This window comes from Pectobacterium wasabiae CFBP 3304 (assembly GCF_001742185.1).
Lineage (GTDB): Bacteria > Pseudomonadota > Gammaproteobacteria > Enterobacterales > Enterobacteriaceae > Pectobacterium > Pectobacterium wasabiae.
Genome location: NZ_CP015750.1, coordinates 1,535,675 through 1,558,133 on the forward strand (window position 1 = coordinate 1,535,675; position 22,459 = coordinate 1,558,133).

Here is a 22,459-nt window from a genome sequence, read left to right on the forward strand (position 1 = left end):
ACAACAGCGCATTACTTCGTTGACTGCTCGAAGCGACGCAGCAGCGCGTTACCGCGTTCTACCGCGCTATCCAACGCCTGTTGTGGCGTCTTCTTACCTGTCCATACGCTTTCTAATTCTTCATCCACAACGGTACGGATTTGCGGCATATTGCCCAAACGCAGACCTTTGGTGAACGACAACGGTGGCTTGTTCAGCATCTGACGGGTAGCGATATCCGCACCGGGGTTTTTCTCATAGAAGCCCTGCTTCTGCGTCAGCTCATATGCCGCAGTGGTGATCGGCAGGTAGCCGGTTTTCTGGTGCCATTCAGCCGCATTTTCCGGTTTCGCCAGGAATTGCATAAACTCAGCGACGCCTTTGTAGGTTGCGGCATCTTTGCCGCCCATCACCCACAGGCTTGCTCCACCGATAATGGCATTCTGCGGCGCGCCTTTCGCGTCGGCGTCATACGGCATCATGCCGACGCCATAATTGAACTTGGCATGCTCGCGGATGTTCGCCAGCGAACCAGAAGACGCGGTCGTCATCGCACATTCGCCGTTATAGAACTTCTCGGTCGGCTCATCCTTGCGCCCGAAATAGGTGAAATCACCCTTCTTGTTCATGTCCTGCAACAGTTGGATGTGTTTGACCTGCGTGGGTTTGTTGAATTCCAGTACCGCATCGGTGCCATCAAAACCGTTATTTTTGGTCGCCACGGGCAGGCCGTTCCAGGCACTGAAGTTTTCAATCTGAATCCAGCCCTGCCAGCCGCTGGCGTAGCCGCACTTCATTCCGGCTGCGCGCAATTTGGCGGTGTAGTCAGCCATTTGCTGCCAGGTTTTCGGTGGCTGTTCTGGATCTAAACCGGCTTTCTTGAAGGCATCTTTGTTGTAGTACAGCACGGGGGTCGAGCTGTTAAACGGCTGCGACAGCAGGTGGCCACTCTTCGCATCGGTGTAATAACCGGAGACAGTCGGTACAAACACCGACTCATCGAAATTAATGCCAGCGTCTTTGAACACGTCATAGACGGGCTTGATGGCTTTACTTGCCATCATGGTGGCAGTACCGACTTCATAGACCTGCAAAATAGCGGGCGCATTCCCCGCGCGGTAGGCTGCAATCCCGGCTGCCAGGTTCTGTTCGTAGTTGCCTTTATAGACCGGTACAATTTTTACGTCGGTGTGTTCTTTATTAAAACGGTCAGCCAGAGAATTCACTTCTTTCCCTAACTCGCCTTCCATGGAGTGCCAAAAAGAAATGTCTGTCGCGGCCTGCGCACCAGCGCTCATCAGCGCAAATGCCACACACGCCGCTGCGGTGCGAATAGCATGTGTTTTACGAATTGTGTTGTTGAACATGCCTGTCTCCTGCAATCAATTAAATGCGCCATCATCACGGCGTTTTTTATGCGAAGGTAAACATGACATGGCCGCATGACAGAAAAATAACTGGAAGGTGACGGGAAAATGACAAGGGAAGTGCTCCCCCCTTATGGGGCTTATCCCTGATTTGGTCGCAGAAGGTGAAGTAACTCAAGCCATATCAAGCCGGTCAACCGTTAATTCGGTCATCATGCTGATAGGCCCCGTCATTGCGGCCTCCATTATTTCTTTCTCTTCAGCAGGTGTAGCGCTCTATCTCTCTGCAATAATGCTCGGATTATCATGTATTGCCTTTATCATTTTATTAGCAAAATCGGGTACAGATCCCGTTTCTGCGGGTGAAAAAGAGACATGGTTTGTAAAAACGAGAGGAGCCTTAACGGCAATTTACCGCGTCAAATCAGAGCTGCATATCGCGTTAATTTCCGCGGTTATTAACTTCACTCTGCTCCCCTTCTTTTCAGTGACCATACCTTACTGGATTAATACAGAATTAAAGCTTTCGGCATCGTACTTGAGGGCATTTGAATTTTCATTCGCCTTAGGGTTAATCATGGGAAGTCTTTATTTAAATACACGCATTAGAGAAGCTCTGGGGCGTTTATATAATGTTGTTCTTGGTTTCGTTTTACTTGGCGGTAGCGTGATGGCAATTGCCATTACAAGTAATATCTATATTGCTTTAGCTTTCTTTTGTGGTGCTGCATTTATTTTTATCAATGTCAATCTCAGTACACTCCGCTCGCTCATGCTGGCCTAACGCTTATCGGTGAACTCGACGAGCAATGGAATTTTGTCAGCAGCCACGAAAAACCGCTGACACTCTGCAGTTTTCCTCTTTATGCCAAAAAATACGCCCGTTTTACTCGTATATTCCACATCTGCCTATCCATGCGTTGTCTTTATAATGTGTTCATGGCAAGGGACAACACGCTCTCCTGCCAGGCAAGTCTGCAACACATACACTATGTCATCAAAAGTGCATGTCATCAGAAATACGCCCTATTCCTGACCTATCGTAGATAGCAGCCCAATCCATGAGGCTAAACCTGTATCAATCGATGAAAAATAATAAAGGAACACTATGAATTTTTTAGCAAAAATGAAGCTTGGCACCATGCTAGGTATGGGCTTCGCCTCTGTCATTATCATCGGTCTGATGGTCGCCGTTCTGGGGCGCGTACACCTCGCTAATCTGGGTAAAGATATTGAATCGCTCTCTGAAAAAAATTTGGCCAACCTGCTTCTTATTCAGGACACCAAAGGTGGTTTTGAGGTTGTCGCCCGAGTAGTCCGTAATATCGGTCTCTCACAAGACAGCGCCCGCATCCAGGAAGAAAAACGCCTTTTTGATCAGCAAATTACCCGCAATAATGAAGCGTTGGCGAAAGTCTATAAACAGCTTGCCGAACCGGAGGCTCGTGACCTGCTGGAACAACTCACACAGGCACGGCCGGTTTATCTGAAAGCGGTGAATAAGGCCATTACATTAAGCCTCTCTGGCGTACCCGAAGAAAAAGTGCAGGCAGCATTAGTCATGGTCAATGAAATGCCACCCGCACAGGCGTCCGTTTTCGCGGCTCTGGACGGACTAACAGCGTTGCAGAAAGAGAAAACGATGAAAACGGCGACCAACGCCATGCATAAAGCCAAGGACGATGGAAATATGCTGCTGCTGTTCGCTGCATTCGCGGTATTCATCGGGATTTTTATCTCTATTCTGATCACCCGCACGATAAAGAATCTGCTGGGTGGCGAAGTGACTTACGCCGCACAGATCGCTCAGGCGGTTGCGCAGGGAAATCTGGCTGTCGCGGTCAATCTCCATCCCGGAGACGATCGCAGCGTACTAGCAGCAATGGATGGTATGCGTAAAAGCCTGAGCAGTATCGTTGAACAAGTGCGTGAGAGCAGTGAATCCATCGCGACGGGTGCCAGCCAGATCGCCGCAGGCAGCACCGATCTCAGCCAGCGCACGGAAGAACAGGCGGCCAACCTGCAACAAACTGCCGCCTCAATGGAAGAGATGAGTCAAACGGTACGCCAGAATTCGGATACGGTGCGTAGCGCCGCTCAACTGGCGCAGGCCGCCAGCAACACTGCCGCTAAAGGCGGTGAAGCCGTCAGCAATATTGTTGTTACCATGCAAGAAATCACCAGCAGCTCACAAAAAATTGGCGACATCATCAGCGTCATTGATGGCATTGCTTTCCAGACCAATATTCTGGCGCTCAACGCCGCGGTAGAAGCCGCACGCGCGGGCGAGCAAGGGCGTGGTTTTGCCGTGGTAGCAGGCGAAGTGCGATCGCTGGCACAGCGCTCCGCCACTGCTGCCAAAGAGATTAAAGAACTGATTGGCCACAGCGTCGAGAAAGTTGAAACGGGTTCTGCTCTGGTCAGCGATGCAGGAACAACGATCGAAGAGTTAGTGCGTCAAGCCCGTCACGTTGCCGACTTGATCAACGAAATTGGTGTCACCACGCAGGAACAAGAGTCCGGTGTCTCACAGATTCATGATGCCGTTAACCAGCTCGATCAGGTGACGCAACAGAACGCCGCGCTCGTTGAGCAATCCGCATCCGCGGCCGATAGCCTGAGCGATCAAGCGGCTCATCTGGTAGAGCTGATGAGAGTCTTCATCGTTGAAGGTGGACAGTCTCAGCGTAGTGCGCCCGCGTTGAAAAGGCCCAGTAGCGCGAAGCTTTCCCTGACGAACCATAAAAGCAGTACGGGAAACCACAGTCAAAATTGGGAACAGTTCTAATTACCCACAGGGGGATGCCACGCATCCCCCTGCTTATATTCTTCCCCCTCCCGCCACACACAGCATTTTCCTTTTTTTCTCGTCATCGTGCGCCATGCCACAGCAGTAGGAATTAAAATCAATGTTTTCCCCAAAAATGCCGATATTTCAGACTGAACGGGTCAGTTATTCACCTAGAGGATCGGGGCCGTGCCAGTACATTGCTTCTGGAGAACAAAGGAAACTCACGTAATAACAATAAATATTTTAAATAGATCATGAGGATAACATGCAGCGTATAAAAAAAATGAAACTGGGTACTCAGGTCGGTTCGGGTTTTGCCATTGTTATTATTATCGGCCTATTCGTGGCCATCTTCGGCAGAATGCATCTGATTGGCCTCGGTAATACCACTGACAATCTTGCCAGGCACCATCTTGCCAACCTCATCGTACTACAAGAGTTGAAAGATAATCTGAACGTCACGATCAAAGCTACGTTGCGCATGCTTATCACAACGGAAAAAACGGTTCTGGAGGACAATCAAAAACTGATTGAAACCACGAGCGCCAAAAACGCAAAGCTCGTCACTCAACTGGAAGAGAATTTACAGGCCAAAGAGGTTCGCAATATGCTGGGTGAGCTTCAGCAAAACCGTACTGAATTTGCCACCGTGGGCCGTCAATCCGTCGCCCTGTCGCTCAACAATAAACAGGCCGAGTCCATCGAGTTAGTCAGGACCCAGCTTGAGCCGATACAAACCAAACTTTTCAACAACCTGAACACCATGATTCAGTTGCAGAAAGACTACACCACGCAAACGGCCACCAAAGCGATTGAAGAGTCTTACTATGATGGCAATTCACTGCTGATACTGGCTGGCATCGCGTCATTGATTGGTGTGTGCATCGCCTGGCTGATTACTCGCCACATCAAGAAGCAACTGGGTGGTGAACCCGCTTATGCCACGCTGGTCACACAGGAAATCGCCCAGGGTAATCTCGCCATACCGATTGATCTGGTGGCAGGCGACACGACCAGCCTGTTGTCCTCCATGAACCACATGCGCAAAAGCCTGAGTGGAATTGTTGAACAGGTGCGTGAAAGCAGTGAATCCATCGCGACCGGCTCCAGCCAAATCGCTGCAGGCAGCACCGATCTCAGCCAGCGTACGGAAGAGCAAGCAGCCAACCTGCAACAAACCGCTGCCTCAATGGAAGAGATGAGCCAAACGGTACGCCAGAACTCGGATACGGTGCGTAACGCAGCTCAACTGGCGCAGGCCGCCAGCAATACCGCGGCTAAAGGTGGTGAAGCCGTCAACAATATCGTTATCACTATGAAAGAAATTACTGACAGCTCGCAAAAAATTGGTGACATCATCAGCGTCATTGATGGTATCGCTTTCCAGACCAATATTCTGGCGCTCAACGCCGCAGTAGAAGCCGCGCGCGCGGGTGAGCAAGGACGGGGTTTTGCCGTAGTCGCGGGCGAAGTGCGCTCGCTGGCACAGCGCTCCGCCACTGCTGCCAAAGAGATTAAAGAGCTGATCGGCCACAGCGTCGAGAAAGTCGAGACGGGTTCTGCTCTGGTCAGCGATGCGGGAACGACGATCGAAGAATTAGTGCGTCAAGCCCGCCACGTTGCTGACTTGATCAACGAAATTGGCGTCACCACGCAGGAACAAGAATCCGGCGTTTCACAGATTCATGATGCCGTTAACCAACTCGATCAGGTCACCCAGCAGAACGCTGCACTCGTTGAGCAATCTACTTCCGCTGCCGATAGCCTGAGCGATCAGGCCGCCCATCTGGTAGAGCTGATGAAAGTCTTCGTCGTTGAAGGCGGGTCGTCACAGCATGTTGCATCGCCGCTGAAAAGGCCCACCAGCGCAACGCTTTCCCTCGCGAATCCTAAAAGCAAAACGGGAAGCAGTAGCCAAAACTGGGAAACGTTTTAACGATTAAGCAAAAGAGACCCAAAACCGCTGAGCAATCAGCGGTTTTTTATCCCTTTTGCACCTGAACACCTCACATCGCCATTCAGTACGTTTCCACTATTGATTGAAAAAAGAGTCGCTATGCATTGAAGAAAATGGCCAACGCTTTCAATAGGAAAAAACAATTAATAAAAAATAAAAATCAGCAATTGGCTTTATACCAAGTGAAATAGAATAAATAGAAAGCAAGAGAAGCGGCGATCTGAGGTTATAAATAACATCAAATATATGATGATAAAAACATCATATCTTTCAAAAAAAAAGAATAAATAAAAACAAATATCGTTTTAGGGATGAATAAATAAGCAAAAAATCATAATCGCAACGTTTATTAACATGGTTGTCAATTTAACATTACACCTCCCCCCCTGTTCGCGTTGAGCATAACCCCTATCGATATTGCGGCTTTCCTTTCATCCCTCTATACTCCTGCACCATCATTTCTCCTTATATGCAAATGTTCTTCCGAACGGATTCACACTCACAGTACACCGCATTTCATCCATCATCACTTAGCGAATAACGTCACAGGAACCAGTAAGCACAGCTTACGTTTATTACCACAAGGAAACGGGCAATGAGTAAAAGGACACATAAACGCGATAGCTCTTGCAAAATCAATATGTTCTCGCAACGTTTATTTCACATTACAAACGCACCAGTTCTAACAATAGTCGTTTTCAACATATAATAAGGGACACCATGAATCTCATCAAAAATAGCAGCCTGGGTAAAATGCTAGGGACAGGCTTTACTCTGGTCATTGCCATCGGTTTCCTGGTGGCGATATTTGGTCGTATCCAGTTAGACAAACTCGGCGAAAACATTCAAGTGTTGTCGCAAGTCCGTATCGCCAACCTCCTGATGATGGAAGAGTTCAAAGACAACATTAACACCAATGCGATTGCTGTCAGAAATCTGGTATTGCTGGAAGACGAGAGGCAAATGCAGGAAGAGAAAGCGCGTATTGAGGAGATGATCTCTCGTAATAACACGTTACTAGCAAAAATAGACGATGCCACTGTCGATAAGCATGCCAATGAACTGGTCGAAATACTGGAGCAAGTACGCCCAGCTTACAGCGACGTCATGAAAGAGGCCATCACGCTGGCGATGACAGGCAAGAATAACGAAGCGCGTGACCTGTTATTAACCGACGTAAAAGCCAAGCAGAATTCTGTCTTTAATGCCTTGAATGACATGGTTAATTGGCAAGAGAAACTCACGGTTGAAATCGCCGATCAATCTTTAAAAAATGCGAATAATGCAGGTACGCTGATGGTCATCATCGCCCTGCTTTCCGTCGTGCTGGGTATACTGATTTCATGGTGGATCACGCGGACCATTAAACGCCAGCTCGGGGGGGAACCGGCCTACACGCTGGAAGTGACGCGTCAGGTCGCACAAGGGAATCTGGCCGTTGCGATTGAACTACGCGACGGAGACACCACCAGCGTACTGGCGTCGATAGAAGACATGCGTCAAAACCTGAGCAACCTCGTCGGTCAGGTGCATCAGAGCAGCGAATCGATCGCCACGGGTGCGACGCAGATTGCGATGGGTAATACCGATCTGAGCCAGCGCACGGAGGAACAGGCCGCGAATCTTCAAGAAACCGCTGCCTCAATGGAACAAATGAATACCACCGTGAAACAGAATGCGGCGACCGTGCGCACCGCAACGGAGTTAGCCCACTCTGCCAGCACCACGGCGCAGAAAGGCGGCGATGCCGTCAATAACGTTGTACGGACGATGGAAGATATCACCGCCAGTTCGCGTAAAATCGGCGATATTATCGGCGTGATAGACGGGATTGCTTTCCAGACCAACATCTTGGCACTGAATGCCGCCGTGGAAGCGGCCAGAGCCGGTGAGCAAGGTCGTGGCTTCGCCGTGGTCGCAGGTGAAGTGCGCTCTCTGGCACAGCGTTCCGCTTCCGCCGCGCGTGAAATCAAAGATTTGATTAGCGTAAGCGTAGCGAATGTAGAAACGGGTGAGAAACTGGTTAACGACGCAGGCATCACCATCAAAGACATTGTCGAGAAATCTCAGCATGTTGCTAACCTGCTCAGTGAAATCGGCCTGACAACACACGAGCAGGAACAAGGCGTTGCCCAAGTGAATGATGCGGTGAATCAGCTCGATCAGGTGACGCAGCAGAATGCCGCACTGGTGGAAGAGTCAGCTTCTGCCGCTGACAGCTTGAGTGAACAGGCCAGAACGCTGCTGGAATTAATGGGCGTTTTCAAAATCAGCGGCGTTCAATCACCAGCACCGCGACTGACATCACCGATGAAACCGCAAGCTGCACCGAGATTGGCTCTAGCCAGCCAATCAGGTAACGCCAGCAGCGATAACTGGGAAACCTTTTAAGCGTAGAATCGATTAACGCTAAAAAAGACGATTAATACTAAAAAAGCCGCTGAAATATCAGCGGCTTTTCACATCAACAGATTACCTGCTATCAACAATTACAGCGCCCGGCGCAGCCGCGCCACCGCTTCATGCATTTGCTCATCCGTTGCCGTTGCAAAGGACAGTCGCAGCGTTGAGTAATCGATATTATCTGGAAAGAAGAACTCGCCCGGCACGAAGACAACCCCCTGTTCCAGCGTCTTCTTCAGCCATTCCGTGGTGTTGACATCGTCCTGACGGAACTTCGCCCACAGGAACATCCCACCTTTCGGCTGGTTGAAGGTGATCACATCACCCAGTTCTTTCTCGATAAGCTGTGCCAGCAGTTCGCCTTTATGCTTATAGGCATGGCGAATTTTTTCGATCTGCGTATCCAAACGGCCCAGCCCCAGATAGCATTCCGCGACGGTCTGCGACAGCGCGCTGGCGTGCAAATCGGCAGCCTGCTTGATAATTGCTACCTTGTGCAACAGCCAATCCGGCAGAATCGCCCAACCAAGACGCAGACCCGGAGCCAACACTTTCGAGAACGTGGAGGTATACAGTACGTATTCCGTGCTGCCCAGCTTATCCTGCGCCAGTTGGAACAGCGTCGGGTTGCGCTCTTCGGTGAAACGCAATTCGCCATACGGATCGTCTTCGATAATGACAAAACCGTAGCGCTCCGCCAGTTGAACCAATTGCAGGCGACGTTCATAACTCAGCGTCACGCCGCTCGGGTTACCGAAGTTCGGAACAATATAGACGCCCTTGATGCGCTGTTTCTTCAGCAGCGCCTCCAGCTCATCAACCACCATGCCGTCGGCATCGGATGACACCGACATCACATTCGCCTGCGCCAGTTCCAGCGTTTGCAGCGCCGCCAGGTAAGTCGGGCGTTCAACGACGAACACATCGCCGGGATCGATCATCGCACGCATAATCAGGTCCAGTGCCTGCTGTGAACCTGCCGTCACAACGATATCGTCGCCGCGTGTTTTTACGCCGCGCACCGCACACAGATCGGCAATGCGATCGCGCAGTACGCCGCTGCCTTCGGTTAAGCCGTACTGGAATGCCGTTTTCGGCTGTTCGGTAATCGCTAACTGCGTGGCCTGATTTAACCCTTCGAAATCAAACAATGCATCTGATGGGATCCCGCCAGCCAGCGAGATAATGTTTTCCATCTTGCTGTGTTTCAGCAGTTCACGGATGGCGGAACTTTTTAACCGGGCGATGCGGTGCGCTAACAACCCTTCAATGGCCATGTCTTCTTAACCCTTCTACGAAACAGGCCGGTAAACCGGCCCGATATCGACTATTTATTAACATTATCCGCCTAGATAGGCCGAACGTACCGCTTCATTAGCTAACAATGCCGCACCGGTATCTTCCAATACGATATGGCCATTTTCAAGTACATAACCCCGGTCAGCCAGTTTCAGCGCCTGATTGGCATTTTGCTCCACCAGGAAGATGGTCATGCCTTCTTCGCGCAATTGTTGGATCGTATCAAAAATTTGCAGAATGATAATCGGTGCCAGCCCCAGCGATGGCTCATCCAGCAGCAGTAAACGCGGCTGGCTCATCAGCGCACGGCCAATCGCCAGCATCTGCTGCTCACCGCCGGACATAGTGCCAGAACGCTGGGCGCGTCGCTCATACAGGCGCGGGAACAGATCGTAGACGCGCGCAATGCGCTCCTGATACTGATCGCGCTCGGCAAAGAACCCACCCATCGCCAGATTTTCTTCTACCGTCATGCGGGAAAAGACGCGACGACCTTCCGGCACAATCGCGATCGCTTCGCGCATAATCTGCGCCGTCTGCCAGTGTGTGATGTCCTTACCGTCAAACGTAATCGAACCTTCCGTTGCGCGTGGATCGCCGCACAGCGTGCCCAGCAACGTGGTTTTACCGGCGCCGTTAGCGCCGATCAACGTGACAATCTCGCCCTGATTAATATGCAGGCTAACCTGATGCAGCGCCTGAATCTTTCCGTAGTGGGCAGAAACCTGATGTAATGACAGCATAAACGTTATCCTTCACCCAAATACGCACGGATGACATCCGGGTTGTTACGAATTTCAGCCGGGGTGCCTTGTGCCAGCGGCGTTCCCTGATTGACGACATAAATCCGGTCGGAAATCCCCATGACCAGCTTCATATCATGTTCAATCAACAGAACAGATACCTGATGGCTATCGCGCAGCTCCACAATTAGCTGATTTAACTCGTCAGTTTCTTTCGGGTTCAGACCCGCGGCGGGTTCATCGAGCATCAACAGCTCAGGCCGCGTCACCATACAGCGGGCAATTTCCAGACGACGCTGATCGCCGTAAGCCAGATTCCCCGCCTGACGGTTCGCTAAATCCAGCAGGCCGATACGTTCCAGCCACACGGCCGCACGCTCTTGCGCATCCGCTTCGGCACGACGAAAACTCGGTGTTTTCAACAGCCCGGCAAACACGCCGCTTTTCAGATGCTGGTGCTGCGCAACCAGCAGGTTCTCGATCACCGACATTTCACGGAACAAACGAACGTGCTGGAACGTGCGCACCACGCCCATGCGGGCAATAGCCTGTCCAGGTAACCCTTCCAGATGGCGATCGCGCAGCATGATGGTGCCGCCGCTTGGGCGATAAAACCCGGTCAGGCAGTTAAAGACCGTGGTTTTCCCCGCGCCGTTCGGACCGATCAGAGAAACGATTTCGCCCGCATGAATATCCATTTCAACATTGTTGACCGCCAGCAGGCCGCCAAAACGCATCATCAGACCTCTGACTGATAATAGTGGCTGCGTGCTCATGCTTGCTCTTCCTTCTTCGCGACTTTCAACTTCATCTCAGGACGCGTCATCGGCAGCAAGCCTTGCGGACGCCAAATCATCATCAGAACCATCAATGCACCCAGCAACAGCATGCTGTATTCATTCAGGTCACGCATCAGTTCGCGGGACACCACCAGCAGGATAGCAGCGAGAATGACCGCAAACTGCGAGCCCATGCCGCCCAGCACAACGATGGCCAGCACAAAGGCCGACTCAGCAAACGTGAACGATTCCGGGCTGACAAAGCCTTGGCGCGCGGCAAACAGCGTACCCGCGAACCCAGCGAATGCGGCGCTGATGGTAAAGGCGGTCAGTTTGATGCGCGTTGGGCTCAGCCCCAGAGAACGACAGGCGATTTCATCATCGCGTAGCGCTTCCCAGGCGCGTCCCAACGGCATCCGCAGCAGGCGGTTAATCACAAACAGGGTTAATATGACCAACAGCAGCGCGACCAGATACAGGAAGATAATGCGGTCGCTGGGGTCATATTGCAGGCCAAAGAAATTGTGGAACGTATCCCAACCACCATCGCGCGCGCTACGGCCGAACTCCAGACCCAAGAAGGTCGGTTTAGGGATCTGGCTGATGCCGTTCGGACCACCGGTAATTTCGGTATTGTTCAGCAACAGGATACGGACAATCTCGCCGAACCCAAGCGTCACAATCGCCAGATAGTCACCGCGCAGCCGCAGCACAGGGAACCCCAGCAGGAAGCCAGACAGCGCCGCCGCCATGCCTGCCAACGGCAAACTTTCCCAGAAGCTCAATCCGTAATAGTGGTTCAGCAGTGCATAGGTATACGCGCCAATGGCGTAAAACCCGCCGTAGCCCAACACCAGCAGACCGGACAGACCCACTACGATGTTCAAGCCCAGACCCAGCATCACGTAAATCAGTGTGAGAGTGGCAATATCCACCGTACCGCGCGAGACCAAAAACGGCCAGGCAATAGCGGCGATAATCAACGCGGCAGCCAATACCTTCTGCCGTGGCGTACTGCCATCAAAACTGGGCAACACCAGCGACGGTGCGGAAAATTTCTTGATGCTTTGCTGGAAGAACGGGCGGATCAACTGAAAGAAGAACACCACGATGCAGCCCGTACCAATCCAGTACCAGCGAACCTCATCAGCACCGCGCACTACCAGTTTGGTGCCATCCAGCGCCAGTTGCATACCCATTAAAAACGAGGCAAGCACCAGCAGCATGAACGCGGAAACCAACGCATTAAACAGGTTGAGCTGTTTCATACCTTCTCAACCTCCGGGCGACCCAGAATACCGGTTGGCATCACCAGCAGCACCACAATCAGCAGCGCAAATGACACCGCATCTTTGTATTCCGTGCTCAGGTAAGCGGACGTCAGCGCTTCGGCTACACCTAAAATCAGCCCGCCGATCATCGCGCCAGGGATACTACCAATCCCACCCAGTACCGCGGCCGTAAAGGCTTTCATCCCGGCCATGAAGCCAATATAGGGATTGATGACGCCGTAAAATTGTCCCAGCAACACACCGGCAACGGCGGCCATTAGCGCGCCAATGACGAAGGTCAGAGAGATAACGCGATCGGTGCTGATACCCAACAGGCTAGCCATTTTCAAGTCTTCCGCGCAGGCGCGACAGGCGCGTCCCATACGGGAATAGCGAATAAATAGCGTCAGCGCCAGCATGGCGAGGAACGTAACAATCCAAATGGTCAACTGCATGGTGCTAATGGTGGCGGTAAAGCCATTGCTTTCACCCAGCACCCACTGGCCAGTCACCAGACTCGGCAGCGCAACATCACGTGAGCCCTGATTCAGGCTGACGTAGTTTTGCAGGAAAATTGACATCCCGATGGCAGAAATCAGTGCAATCAGACGCTTTGACGTTCGCACGGGACGGTAGGCCACCCGTTCGATACTCCAGCCATAAGCGCTGGAAATCACTACGGCGGCAATGAAGGCAACGCTAATCAGCAGCCAGCCAGTGTCGATGCCCATCATCATCAGGGCGGCAATAACAATAAAAGAGACATAGCTACCGATCATATAAACCTCGCCGTGCGCGAAGTTAATCATGCCGATAATGCCGTAAACCATGGTGTAGCCAATGGCGATCAGCGCATAGGTGCTGCCCAACGTCAGGCCGTTGAACATCTGCTGAAGAAAGTAGAGGAACTGCTCGGACATACCTTAACCTTAAATGCCGCCCCCGCGCCTTGCGGCAACGGGGGCTTCGGTATTGAGGGATTAGTAGTACACACTCAGAAAGCGGAGAATGCTCTCCACGCCGAAGAGGCAGACAACGGCATTCATCCGTTACTGCCTCCCCGGCATGATGATTATTTCACTGCGCTGGAAGTACCGTCTTTGTGCCACTCAAATACGCCAAATTCAAACCCTTTCAGGTCGCCTTTTGCATCCCAGCTTAATGGCCCCATTACGGTATCCACGGAGTTTGCTTTCAGATCCGCGACCAATTTTTCTGGCTCATCGCTACCAGTACGAGTCATCGCCGTGGTCAGCGATTGCAGCGCAGCGTAGGTCGTCCAGACGAACGGACCCGTTGGGTCCAGTTTCTTGGCCTTCAGCGCATCCACAATCGGTTGGTTAGCTGGCACTTGGTCATAGCGCTTCGGCAGCGTTACCAACATACCTTCAGACGCATCGCCTGCGATGTTGGACAGCGAGGAGTTACCCACGCCTTCTGGCCCCATGAATTTGGTGGTCATGCCAGCCTGACGAGCCTGACGCAGAATCTGCCCCATTTCCGGGTAGTAGCCGCCGAAATAAACGAAATCGACGTTCTCTTTCTTCATACGTGCAATCAGCGTGGAGAAATCTTTATCACCCGCGGTCACACCTTCAAACAGCACAACATTCGCGCCGGCTTTTTTCAGGCTATCCTGAACAGAGCGGGCCAGACCTTCACCGTATTGCTGTTTGTCATGAACCACGGCGATACGCTGCGGCTTGAGTGATTCGACAATGTATTTCGCCGAGGTTGGCCCCTGATCGGAGTCCAGCCCCGTCGTGCGCAGCACCATTTTGTAGCCGCGCGTAGTCAAATCGGCGTTGGTTGCCGCAGGCGTAATCATGATCACGCCTTCTTCTTCATAGATATTAGACGCAGGCTGCGTGGAGGAGGAACACAGATGGCCAATCACATAACGGATACCGTCAGTGACGACTTTGTTCGCTACAGCAACCGCCTGCTTAGGGTCGCACGCGTCATCATATTCAACGCCAACCAGCTTGTTACCGTTTACGCCGCCTTTTGCGTTGATGTCAGCAATGGCCTGGCGCGCGCCAATGAACTCCATATCACCATACTGCGCGACGGGACCAGACATCGCGCCAACAACCGCAACCTTAATATCGGCAGCATTAACGGCATGGCTAAACGCCACAGCCACACAACTCATCAGCAATACTTTACCTTTACTGAATTTCATTCTTTTTACCCCATCTGTCATTATGGATATTGCCGAAAACCTGACCGCCATCCGCCATAACCTGGCTATTTTCTTATAAGTAAGAAAGGCTTAGGTTATTATTAGTGATAATTTCTAATAAGGCTTTATTTTTCATATTATTAAACAGGAATATTATGCTGCAAATCAACTAACACTGTCAGAAACAAGCGGAGCAAACAGCACAAAACGCCAGATGCAAAAACCAGCATTTAATTTATATATAGTCAGATATTCTACTTTATGCATTAATTGTTGATGGATTACTCGAAAAACAGAGAATGAGAAAAACATTTGCCCTATTAACCATAACGCTCAAATTACACAACTGTTCCACTACAAAACAACTACATTATTCTTCACTCACATGATGGAGTGCCGATAAAAATGAAACTAACCGTTGAATGCCTCACCCGGTTCAGCCCTCAGGATAAAATTGATCTGGCGAAAATTTGGCCGCATCAAAACATTGAGTTACTCGAAGAAGGGCTCACGCTCGATCGGCGGTTGTTCACCGCTCGTTTTAACGATCGGCTATTAGGCGGAGTGCTGGTCGAGATTGAAGGGGAATATGCGGAACTGAGCGATCTGATGGTGCGAGAAGTCACGCGGCGACGTGGCGTAGGGCAATTGTTGATTGACGAAGCACGTCGTCAGCTTCCTGAAGTTAAAGAGTGGTGGCTGGCCACGGCCGATCATGCCACGATCAAAGAAGAAGTGTTGGCGCGCTTTATGGTGTCCTGCGGCTTCTCACCCGTATCCGGCGGCTGGCGCTATATCCGCAGAAAAGAAACACCGCTGATCCTTGACGTCATCAATCCAGAGAAGCCGTAAACTTCTCTCGAATTCCTGACGCTCACCGCAGACACAAACAAAACGACCGGGCATTACCCGGTCGCTTACCAAGAGACGATGAAAGCGATTAGGCTTCTATCGCCGCTCGCAGTTTTTTCATCGCATTCTTTTCTAACTGACGCACACGCTCTGCGGAAACGCCGTATTGGTCGGCCAGTTCCTGCAAGGTGGACTTGTTGTCATCATCCAGCCAGCGCGCGCGAATAATGTGCTGGCTACGTTCATCCAGCCCTTCCAGCGCGTAGGTGAGTTTATCGGCCGCATGCGTATCCCAGTTGTCTTCTTCAATGCCATCGGCAAAGTCAGACGATTTATCCTGTAGGTAAAGCATCGGCGACATCGCTTTGCCGTCGTGAGAATCTTCTTCCGGCGTCGGATCGAACGTCATGTCCTGCGCCGCCATACGGGATTCCATCTCACGCACGTCTTTGCTGGTCACGCCAAGTTCACGCGCGACTAGTTCGACTTCATCCTGATTAAACCAGCCGAGACGCGTTTTCGTCTTCCGCAGGTTAAAGAACAGCTTACGCTGTGCTTTGGTGGTCGCCACTTTCACGATACGCCAGTTACGCAGCACGTATTCATGAATCTCAGCTTTGATCCAATGCACGGCAAAAGAGACCAGACGCACGCCAACTTCAGGGTTGAAGCGACGTACCGCCTTCATCAGGCCGATGTTCCCTTCCTGAATCAGGTCCGCCTGCGGCAGGCCGTAACCGGAATAATTGCGGGCAACGTGAATAACAAAGCGCAGGTGTGACAGAATCAGGTGCTTAGCAGCCTCCAGATCGCCCTGATAATGCAGTCGTTCAGCCAGCGCCCGCTCTTCCTCCGCCGTCAGCATCGGATAGGCATTGGCGGCACGAATATACCCTTCCAGACTGCCCTGGGGAACTAAGGTGAAAGTTTGCATATCTTTGGTCATTCAACCCTCTCAGTTGCTCTACTCGTCATATTACAGTCGGCTATCTTAGCACTGCTTCGCCGCATCGTTTTGCGTGAAAATGGCAAAATGCGGCACCTTAAAGCATATTTATCGAATACCTTAAAATCCGTCTATTCAGACTGTGATTTCGCTCGCAAGTTCCTATCATTTTATTCACCTCATGCCAGAGATCAAGCAGGAGACAAACGAACGGTGAATCAAAGGGAAAACACAGCGGGAAGTGCAAAGAAGAGATGTCGCTGAGGAGGTTTCCCCTGCAATACGGTCTGAATTACAGGGGATAATTATACCAGAAAACGCTTACTGTGGTGTAAAGCGGCGTAAATGTTGTACCGTTGCCAGCCAGGCGGCCAGCCAGCCAATCATACCGGCGATTAACAGCAGCAGCAGGGACTCATCCCAGCTTAGCCCTTTGACGGCAAACGTCGTACCGAAGACGGCGGCAACCTGCGCCACCACGGCATCCAGTTTCCAGACCAGCGCCTGCGATAGAATCAGCGACAACACCGCGCCGCCCACGCCCATCGCCGCTCCGCCGTTTAGGAACGGACGCAGAATAAAGCCGTCCGTCGCCCCGATCAGCTTCATCACGTTGATGGTTTCACGACGGCTGAAAATACTCAGACGCACACTGTTGCCGATCACCAAAAAGACGGCAATAACCATCAGGATGCCAATCGTCGCAGAAATTTGCCCAACCAGATTGGTCAACGCCACCAGTCGTGCGAACCAACTGTCGTCCATCCGCACTTCAGCCACGCCCTGCGTCGCCGCCACGCGATCGCGCAGTGTTGTCAGCGTGGTGGAGTCCTGAAAACTCATTTTTGGCGTGATAATCGCGACTGCTGGCAGCGGATTTTCTTCCAGCATATCCAGCGCGCCGCCAAAACCGGACCAGTTGCGGAACTCGCCCATCGCTTCATTACGCGACAGGTAATTGACCTTATCGACACCGTCTTCAGACTGAAGCTGTGTGATGACGGCCTGCGCTGCGTTGTCATCCAGCGATTTATCCAGATACACCGTCAACTGCGGCGATGGATACCACTGGGTGGCCGCCTGACTCACGTTTTTCCATACCAGATAACAGATACTGGGCAACGCCAGCGAGATGGCGATGACCATCACGGTCAGAAAAGTGGCAAGCGGCTGGCGCAGCATATCAGCCAGCGTATTGGTCCAGGCATAGCGCCACTGTTCCTGCCAGCCACCGCGCAGTGCTTTCGCTTTTGCGACAGGTTTTTTCGCATTACGGACATTATTCGCCATTGTGGTTTCCCCCCACCATGCGGCCATCCGACAGCGTCAGCACACGGTAATGACGGCGAGCGATCAGCCCGGTATCATGCGTCGCCATCAGCACGGTGACACCGACGCGATTGAATTCTTCAAACAGGCGTAAAATCCCTTCTGACAGCGCCTCATCCAGGTTGCCGGTCGGTTCATCCGCCAGCAACACCGCAGGTTTGTTCACCACCGCGCGCGCAATACCCACACGCTGCTGTTCACCGCCGGACAACTGGATTGGATAGTTTTTCGCTTTATCCAGCAGGCCTACTTTGTCCAGTGCCGCAGATACCCGACGACGAATATCCTCACTGCTGGCGCCTGCGATAATGAGCGGCATCGCAACGTTGTCATAGACTGTACGCTCCATCAGCAGGTGATGATCCTGAAAGATCATACCAATCTGACGCCGTAGAAACGGGACTTCGCGTTTTTTCAGACGGCTAATATTGTGGCCGCCAAACAGAATCTGACCCGCGCTGGGACGTTCAATGCCACAAATCAGTTTCAGCAGGGTACTTTTCCCCGCGCCGGAATGGCCGGTCAGGAACGCCATTTCCGCTGGACGCAGATGGAAATCCACCCCTTGTAATGCCTGACGCCCACCGAGGTAAGCTTTACTGACCTGTTCAAAACGAATCATCCGTTTTAATCCTCTCGGGCAAAAAGTGCCTCAATAAAATCGTCGGCCTTGAATGGCCGTAAATCTTCAATGCCTTCACCTACCCCAATATAGCGGATAGGAATCGCAAACTGATCGGCAATGGCGAAAATCACCCCGCCTTTCGCGGTGCCGTCTAGCTTAGTCAAGGTAATGCCCGTCAGCCCGACGGCTTCATTAAACAGCTTGGCCTGACTCACCGCGTTCTGCCCGGTGCTGGCATCCAGCGTCAGCATCACTTCATGCGGCGCGTCTTCATCCAGCTTCTTCATCACGCGCACGATCTTTTTCAGCTCTTCCATCAGGTGCGCTTTGTTCTGCAAACGCCCTGCGGTATCCGCAATCAGGACATCCACGCCGCGCGCTTTCGCTGCCTGAATTGCATCGAAAATCACCGATGCCGAGTCCGCTCCCGTATGCTGCGCCACGACTGCCACGTTATTACGCTGTCCCCAGACCTGAAGCTGCTCAACCGCTGCCGCACGGAAGGTATCACCCGCCGCCAGCATCACGGATTTGCCCTGCGCCTGGAACTGACGTGCCATTTTGCCGATGGTGGTGGTTTTACCCACGCCATTAACGCCAACCATCAGAATGACATACGGCGTTTTGCCTTCGATATTCAGCGGGGCGTCCACCTTAGCAAGAATCTCCGCCATTTCTTCTTTCAGCTTCACAAAAAGCGTATCAGCATCTTTCAGTTGGCGGCGACTGGCGTGCTCTGTCAGGCTACTGATGATCTTACGGGTGGTCTCAACCCCGACATCCGCAATCAGCAGTTGTTCTTCCAGTTCATCAAACAGATCGTCGTCGATTTTCTTACCGCGAAACAATCCGATAAATCCGGAACCGAGATTCTGCCGCGTTTTCACTAGGCTGCGTTTCAGGCGAGCGAAGAAACCTTCTTTCGTCGGGCGTTCTTGCTCTTGTGCCACAACAGGCTCGTCATCCCAGTGCTCACTTTCCTGTTCTTCGCCCTGCACTTCCAACTGCGCAATGTCCGACTCCGCGTCAGCCACCGTCACGTTTTCTGCGATCTCGACCTGCACGATCGGAGCGGCGATATCTCGATCGAGAACGTCATGTTCGATCGTGTCACGATCGTCTGCCTCAGCGGTAACCTCACGCTCGGCGACCAATGGGGCCAGCGCTGGCGCTTCAACCTCTATCTTGTCTTCAACGACTCTGTTTTCTTCAACTACCTTGTTTTCTTCAACAACGCGACTTTCTTCCACTGCCGATTCTTCCGGCAGCGGTTGCTCTACGCGCTCCGGCGTAGGCTCAGCAGTCTGGTGAGTCGATGCAGCGGCATCCGATTCAGCAACGGGCACATCTTCAACGGCCGGCTGCTCTTGTTGTTTTTCTTCCTGTTTCCCGAGTCCCAGCCAGGAAAAAAAACCGCGCTTCTTTTCTTTTGACATGTGTAATCGCGCTCCACGCTGCTCACCGCAGCGAATCAATCAATGAAAATCATATTTAAACAACAAGTTTAACACTTTCCTGCCGACAGCAACACGCAGCCAGCGGGGGCAATGACGGACAATTCTCCGCGCTACTCGCAATCTTCGTAACGAAAGGCAATGTCCGTTACGAAGTGTGTCAAACGCCGTGTACGATCGAAAGACCGCCGACAGCACAAAATTTTAGCTTAAGCGCCTTAACGTCCATCTTAACATTCCCTCGACACGTAACCGCCGCTAGAATAGCGCCAGAAATTTCCTGCCCGCATCCACATCATGATGATGCGGCACAACAATAACCCTGTGAGCTATGGCTAAAAAAAATGCATCGTCAGCCGCCGGACAAATCCGAATCATCGGTGGTCAATGGCGCGGCAGAAAACTCCCGGTTCCTGATAGCCCCGGTTTACGTCCCACCACCGACCGCGTGCGGGAAACGTTGTTTAACTGGCTAGCCCCCGTCATTCAGCAGGCGCGCTGTCTGGACTGCTTTGCCGGCAGCGGTGCACTCGGGCTGGAAGCGCTGTCTCGTTATGCGGCTCATGCCACATTATTGGAGATGGAGCGTGCAGTCGCCCAGCAATTAACGCAAAATCTGGCACTGCTTCGGGCGGAAAACGCCGAGGTGGTCAATACTGATGCCCTGAGCTGGCTGGCGAAGTCGGGTACGCCGTTTGACGTGGTGTTCCTCGATCCGCCGTTCCGCAAAGAGCTGCTGAACAACACGCTTGCTCTGCTGGAACAACAGGGCTGGCTGGCACCAGACGCGTGGATTTACGTGGAAACAGAGGCGGAAAATGCGCAACTGACCATCCCGGAGAATTGGCAACTACACCGTGAAAAAATTGCGGGTCAGGTCGCCTACCGTTTGTACATCCGTCAGTGATCTTTGCAGCGACGTAAGGGTAAGAGATGATTTTGATTAACCTTGGCAGATTATTGATGCTGGGCGTGTGGGGATTTTTATTGCTTAATCTGATTCAGCCGTTTCCCAAACCGTTGAATATCTTCATGACCGTGGCGATGGTGTTTATGATCCTGATGCACGGTTTTCAACTGCTGCTGTTGAAATCCAGCCAACCGAAAGACAGCCCTGCGCTGGACCGGACGCTTCAGGCACGTATTTTCCTTTTTGGCGTATTTGAACTGCTGGCGTGGCAGAAAAAGCAGCCTAAGCCACCGAAGCCGTAACCGCTACTGGGGCATCATATTTCCTGGGCACCACGCGTCAATACCGTGCTGCCCTTTCGTCCCAAGGAGCGCGCAGCGCAAAAAATCAGGACTTTTTACCGGGAAGGTAAGGGAACGCGGTGACGTTATCGCCCAAATCAGAGATGCGAGCGCTGCCCTTTTCCGTCACGGCATCAATACGAATAATTGCCTGCAAAGGGATGAAACTACGGCTAACGCCGGAGAATTCCGTTTTCAGTTTCTCGGTTGACGGGTCAACCAACACCGTAGACTGGCTATCAAATACAAAGTCGGCAATTTCAATAAAACCAAACAGGCTACTCTGCACCAACTCACGCACATAAAGCTGGTAATTCTTACCGTTATTTATAAATTGAATACGATAAAGTGCGGATTCATTACTCATTCAACACAATGCTCCCTTCAGAGACGTCGCGGCGTAAAAACGGGCGATAACATAACATGAAGCTCACGAAAGGCGCATCCGTCTCATGCCGTGTTGTTTAACTTCCTCACAATCCCCTACACTGGATAAAGAACGGTTTATTTTTATCCAGACACAAACAAAAACACAAAAAGGACACGCTATGCTTTGGTCATTTATTGCTGTGCTTTTTTCTGGTTGGTTGTATGTAGATGCCAGCTATCGTGGCCCAACATGGCAGCGTTGGTTATTCAAACCCGTCACCATGCTATTGCTGCTGGCGCTAGCCTGGCAGACACCGCTGCTCGGCGTACCGGGCTATCTGATCGTGCTGGGCTTACTGGCAACGCTGGTGGCAGATACCCTGCTATTGCTCCCGACTCAACGCCTGCTTTACGCCTTTGCGGCCTATTTCCTCTCCCATTTGCTGTACACCATCGGTTTTTTTACCGGGCAAGCCTCGTTCACGTTTTTCTGGCCGCTGGCATTGACGCTGATCGTTGTGGCCGCACTCCTGATCGCCATTATCTGGGGACGGTTAGATACACAACGCTGGCCTGCCTGCGCGTTTATTATCATGACGGCGCTGATGGTCTGGGTTGCCGGTGAGCGTTATTTTGCGCTGGGGACAAACGCGAATTTCTCCCTGCTGACGGGCACGGCACTGCTGTTTATCGCTCATGCGGTATGGCTAATTCACCATTATCGTTTCCCGTTCCGTGCCCATCAGGCGATTGTGGCGGCGGGCTATTTTGGCGGTCATTTCCTGATTGTTCGCTCCCTCTATTTCTGACGTTCCCGACGCTAACGAAAGGCTGGCTAAGCCTTGAGCAGCGGTGTAAA

General features: G+C 51.9%; 20 protein-coding genes. 8 read left to right on the top strand and 12 right to left on the bottom strand.

Going from position 1 to position 22,459, the window contains the following annotated elements:
- Window positions 1–11: 11 nt before the first annotated feature.
- Window positions 12–1,346 carry a sn-glycerol-3-phosphate ABC transporter substrate-binding protein UgpB gene (gene ugpB / locus A7983_RS06895; RefSeq protein WP_005976452.1) on the bottom strand — a complete coding sequence of 445 codons (1,335 nt, stop codon included), beginning with the start codon at window positions 1,344–1,346 and terminating at the stop codon, window positions 12–14.
- A gap of 133 nt (window positions 1,347–1,479) precedes the next feature.
- Between ugpB and A7983_RS06900 the strand changes: the two genes are divergently transcribed.
- The 4 genes from A7983_RS06900 to A7983_RS06915 all read left to right on the top strand — a co-directional run bounded on the left by A7983_RS06900 (window position 1,480) and on the right by A7983_RS06915 (window position 8,485).
- Window positions 1,480–2,130, top strand: a complete 651-nt coding sequence (locus A7983_RS06900) for an MFS transporter (RefSeq protein WP_005976450.1) — start codon at window positions 1,480–1,482, stop codon at window positions 2,128–2,130.
- A 324-nt stretch (window positions 2,131–2,454) separates the two neighbouring features.
- Window positions 2,455–4,134: a methyl-accepting chemotaxis protein gene (locus A7983_RS06905; RefSeq protein WP_005976448.1), complete on the top strand. Its 1,680-nt coding sequence runs from the start codon at window positions 2,455–2,457 to the stop codon at window positions 4,132–4,134.
- A 268-nt stretch (window positions 4,135–4,402) separates the two neighbouring features.
- Complete coding sequence (locus A7983_RS06910; RefSeq protein ID WP_005976446.1) at window positions 4,403–6,073, top strand: methyl-accepting chemotaxis protein; 1,671 nt, start codon at window positions 4,403–4,405, stop codon at window positions 6,071–6,073.
- A gap of 741 nt (window positions 6,074–6,814) precedes the next feature.
- Window positions 6,815–8,485 carry a methyl-accepting chemotaxis protein gene (locus A7983_RS06915; protein WP_005976444.1) on the top strand — a complete coding sequence of 557 codons (1,671 nt, stop codon included), beginning with the start codon at window positions 6,815–6,817 and terminating at the stop codon, window positions 8,483–8,485.
- Window positions 8,486–8,583: 98 nt separating this feature from the next.
- Here A7983_RS06915 and A7983_RS06920 read toward each other — a convergent pair whose 3' ends face one another.
- The 6 genes from A7983_RS06920 to A7983_RS06945 form a co-directional block, all read right to left on the bottom strand.
- Complete coding sequence (locus A7983_RS06920) at window positions 8,584–9,774, bottom strand: aminotransferase-like domain-containing protein (protein ID WP_005976442.1); 1,191 nt, start codon at window positions 9,772–9,774, stop codon at window positions 8,584–8,586.
- Window positions 9,775–9,837: 63 nt separating this feature from the next.
- Window positions 9,838–10,539, bottom strand: coding sequence for a high-affinity branched-chain amino acid ABC transporter ATP-binding protein LivF (livF, locus tag A7983_RS06925; RefSeq protein WP_005976440.1), 702 nt, complete (start codon window positions 10,537–10,539; stop codon window positions 9,838–9,840).
- Window positions 10,540–10,544: 5 nt separating this feature from the next.
- Entirely contained in the window at window positions 10,545–11,315 is a 771-nt protein-coding gene (gene livG / locus A7983_RS06930) for a high-affinity branched-chain amino acid ABC transporter ATP-binding protein LivG (RefSeq protein WP_039479152.1), read from the bottom strand.
- On the bottom strand, window positions 11,312–12,586 hold the full coding sequence (locus tag A7983_RS06935; protein WP_005976438.1) for a high-affinity branched-chain amino acid ABC transporter permease LivM: 1,275 nt from the start codon (window positions 12,584–12,586) through the stop codon (window positions 11,312–11,314). The genes livG and A7983_RS06935 overlap by 4 nt, the downstream gene beginning before the upstream one ends.
- Window positions 12,583–13,509 carry a high-affinity branched-chain amino acid ABC transporter permease LivH gene (gene livH / locus A7983_RS06940; protein ID WP_005976436.1) on the bottom strand — a complete coding sequence of 309 codons (927 nt, stop codon included), beginning with the start codon at window positions 13,507–13,509 and terminating at the stop codon, window positions 12,583–12,585. The genes A7983_RS06935 and livH overlap by 4 nt, the downstream gene beginning before the upstream one ends.
- A 152-nt stretch (window positions 13,510–13,661) precedes the next feature.
- Window positions 13,662–14,774: a branched-chain amino acid ABC transporter substrate-binding protein gene (locus tag A7983_RS06945; RefSeq protein ID WP_025919969.1), complete on the bottom strand. Its 1,113-nt coding sequence runs from the start codon at window positions 14,772–14,774 to the stop codon at window positions 13,662–13,664.
- Between the two features lie 405 nt (window positions 14,775–15,179).
- Between A7983_RS06945 and panM the strand changes: the two genes are divergently transcribed.
- Window positions 15,180–15,626, top strand: coding sequence for an aspartate 1-decarboxylase autocleavage activator PanM (gene panM / locus A7983_RS06950; protein ID WP_005976432.1), 447 nt, complete (start codon window positions 15,180–15,182; stop codon window positions 15,624–15,626).
- A gap of 88 nt (window positions 15,627–15,714) precedes the next feature.
- Here panM and rpoH read toward each other — a convergent pair whose 3' ends face one another.
- The 4 genes from rpoH to ftsY form a co-directional block, all read right to left on the bottom strand.
- Window positions 15,715–16,572 (bottom strand): RNA polymerase sigma factor RpoH, encoded by an 858-nt coding sequence (gene rpoH / locus A7983_RS06955; protein ID WP_005976431.1) that lies wholly within the window; start codon window positions 16,570–16,572, stop codon window positions 15,715–15,717.
- A gap of 321 nt (window positions 16,573–16,893) precedes the next feature.
- Entirely contained in the window at window positions 16,894–17,862 is a 969-nt protein-coding gene (ftsX, locus tag A7983_RS06960) for a permease-like cell division protein FtsX (RefSeq protein WP_005976430.1), read from the bottom strand.
- Entirely contained in the window at window positions 17,852–18,523 is a 672-nt protein-coding gene (gene ftsE / locus A7983_RS06965; RefSeq protein WP_005976428.1) for a cell division ATP-binding protein FtsE, read from the bottom strand. The genes ftsX and ftsE overlap by 11 nt, the downstream gene beginning before the upstream one ends.
- 5 nt (window positions 18,524–18,528) lie before the next feature.
- Window positions 18,529–19,962, bottom strand: a complete 1,434-nt coding sequence (ftsY, locus tag A7983_RS06970; RefSeq protein WP_005976426.1) for a signal recognition particle-docking protein FtsY — start codon at window positions 19,960–19,962, stop codon at window positions 18,529–18,531.
- 349 nt (window positions 19,963–20,311) lie between these two features.
- On the opposite strand from ftsY, the gene rsmD reads away from it, so the two are divergent.
- Window positions 20,312–20,887 carry a 16S rRNA (guanine(966)-N(2))-methyltransferase gene (gene rsmD / locus A7983_RS06975; protein ID WP_005976424.1) on the top strand — a complete coding sequence of 192 codons (576 nt, stop codon included), beginning with the start codon at window positions 20,312–20,314 and terminating at the stop codon, window positions 20,885–20,887.
- A gap of 29 nt (window positions 20,888–20,916) precedes the next feature.
- Window positions 20,917–21,192, top strand: a complete 276-nt coding sequence (locus tag A7983_RS06980; protein WP_161546507.1) for a DUF1145 family protein — start codon at window positions 20,917–20,919, stop codon at window positions 21,190–21,192.
- Window positions 21,193–21,277: 85 nt separating this feature from the next.
- Here A7983_RS06980 and A7983_RS06985 read toward each other — a convergent pair whose 3' ends face one another.
- The gene (locus tag A7983_RS06985) at window positions 21,278–21,598 is read right to left on the bottom strand and encodes a DUF1820 family protein (RefSeq protein WP_005976419.1); all 321 of its coding nucleotides are present in this window, start codon (window positions 21,596–21,598) and stop codon (window positions 21,278–21,280) included.
- 181 nt (window positions 21,599–21,779) lie between these two features.
- On the opposite strand from A7983_RS06985, the gene A7983_RS06990 reads away from it, so the two are divergent.
- Window positions 21,780–22,409, top strand: a complete 630-nt coding sequence (locus A7983_RS06990) for a lysoplasmalogenase (protein ID WP_005976416.1) — start codon at window positions 21,780–21,782, stop codon at window positions 22,407–22,409.
- Window positions 22,410–22,459: the final 50 nt, after the last annotated feature.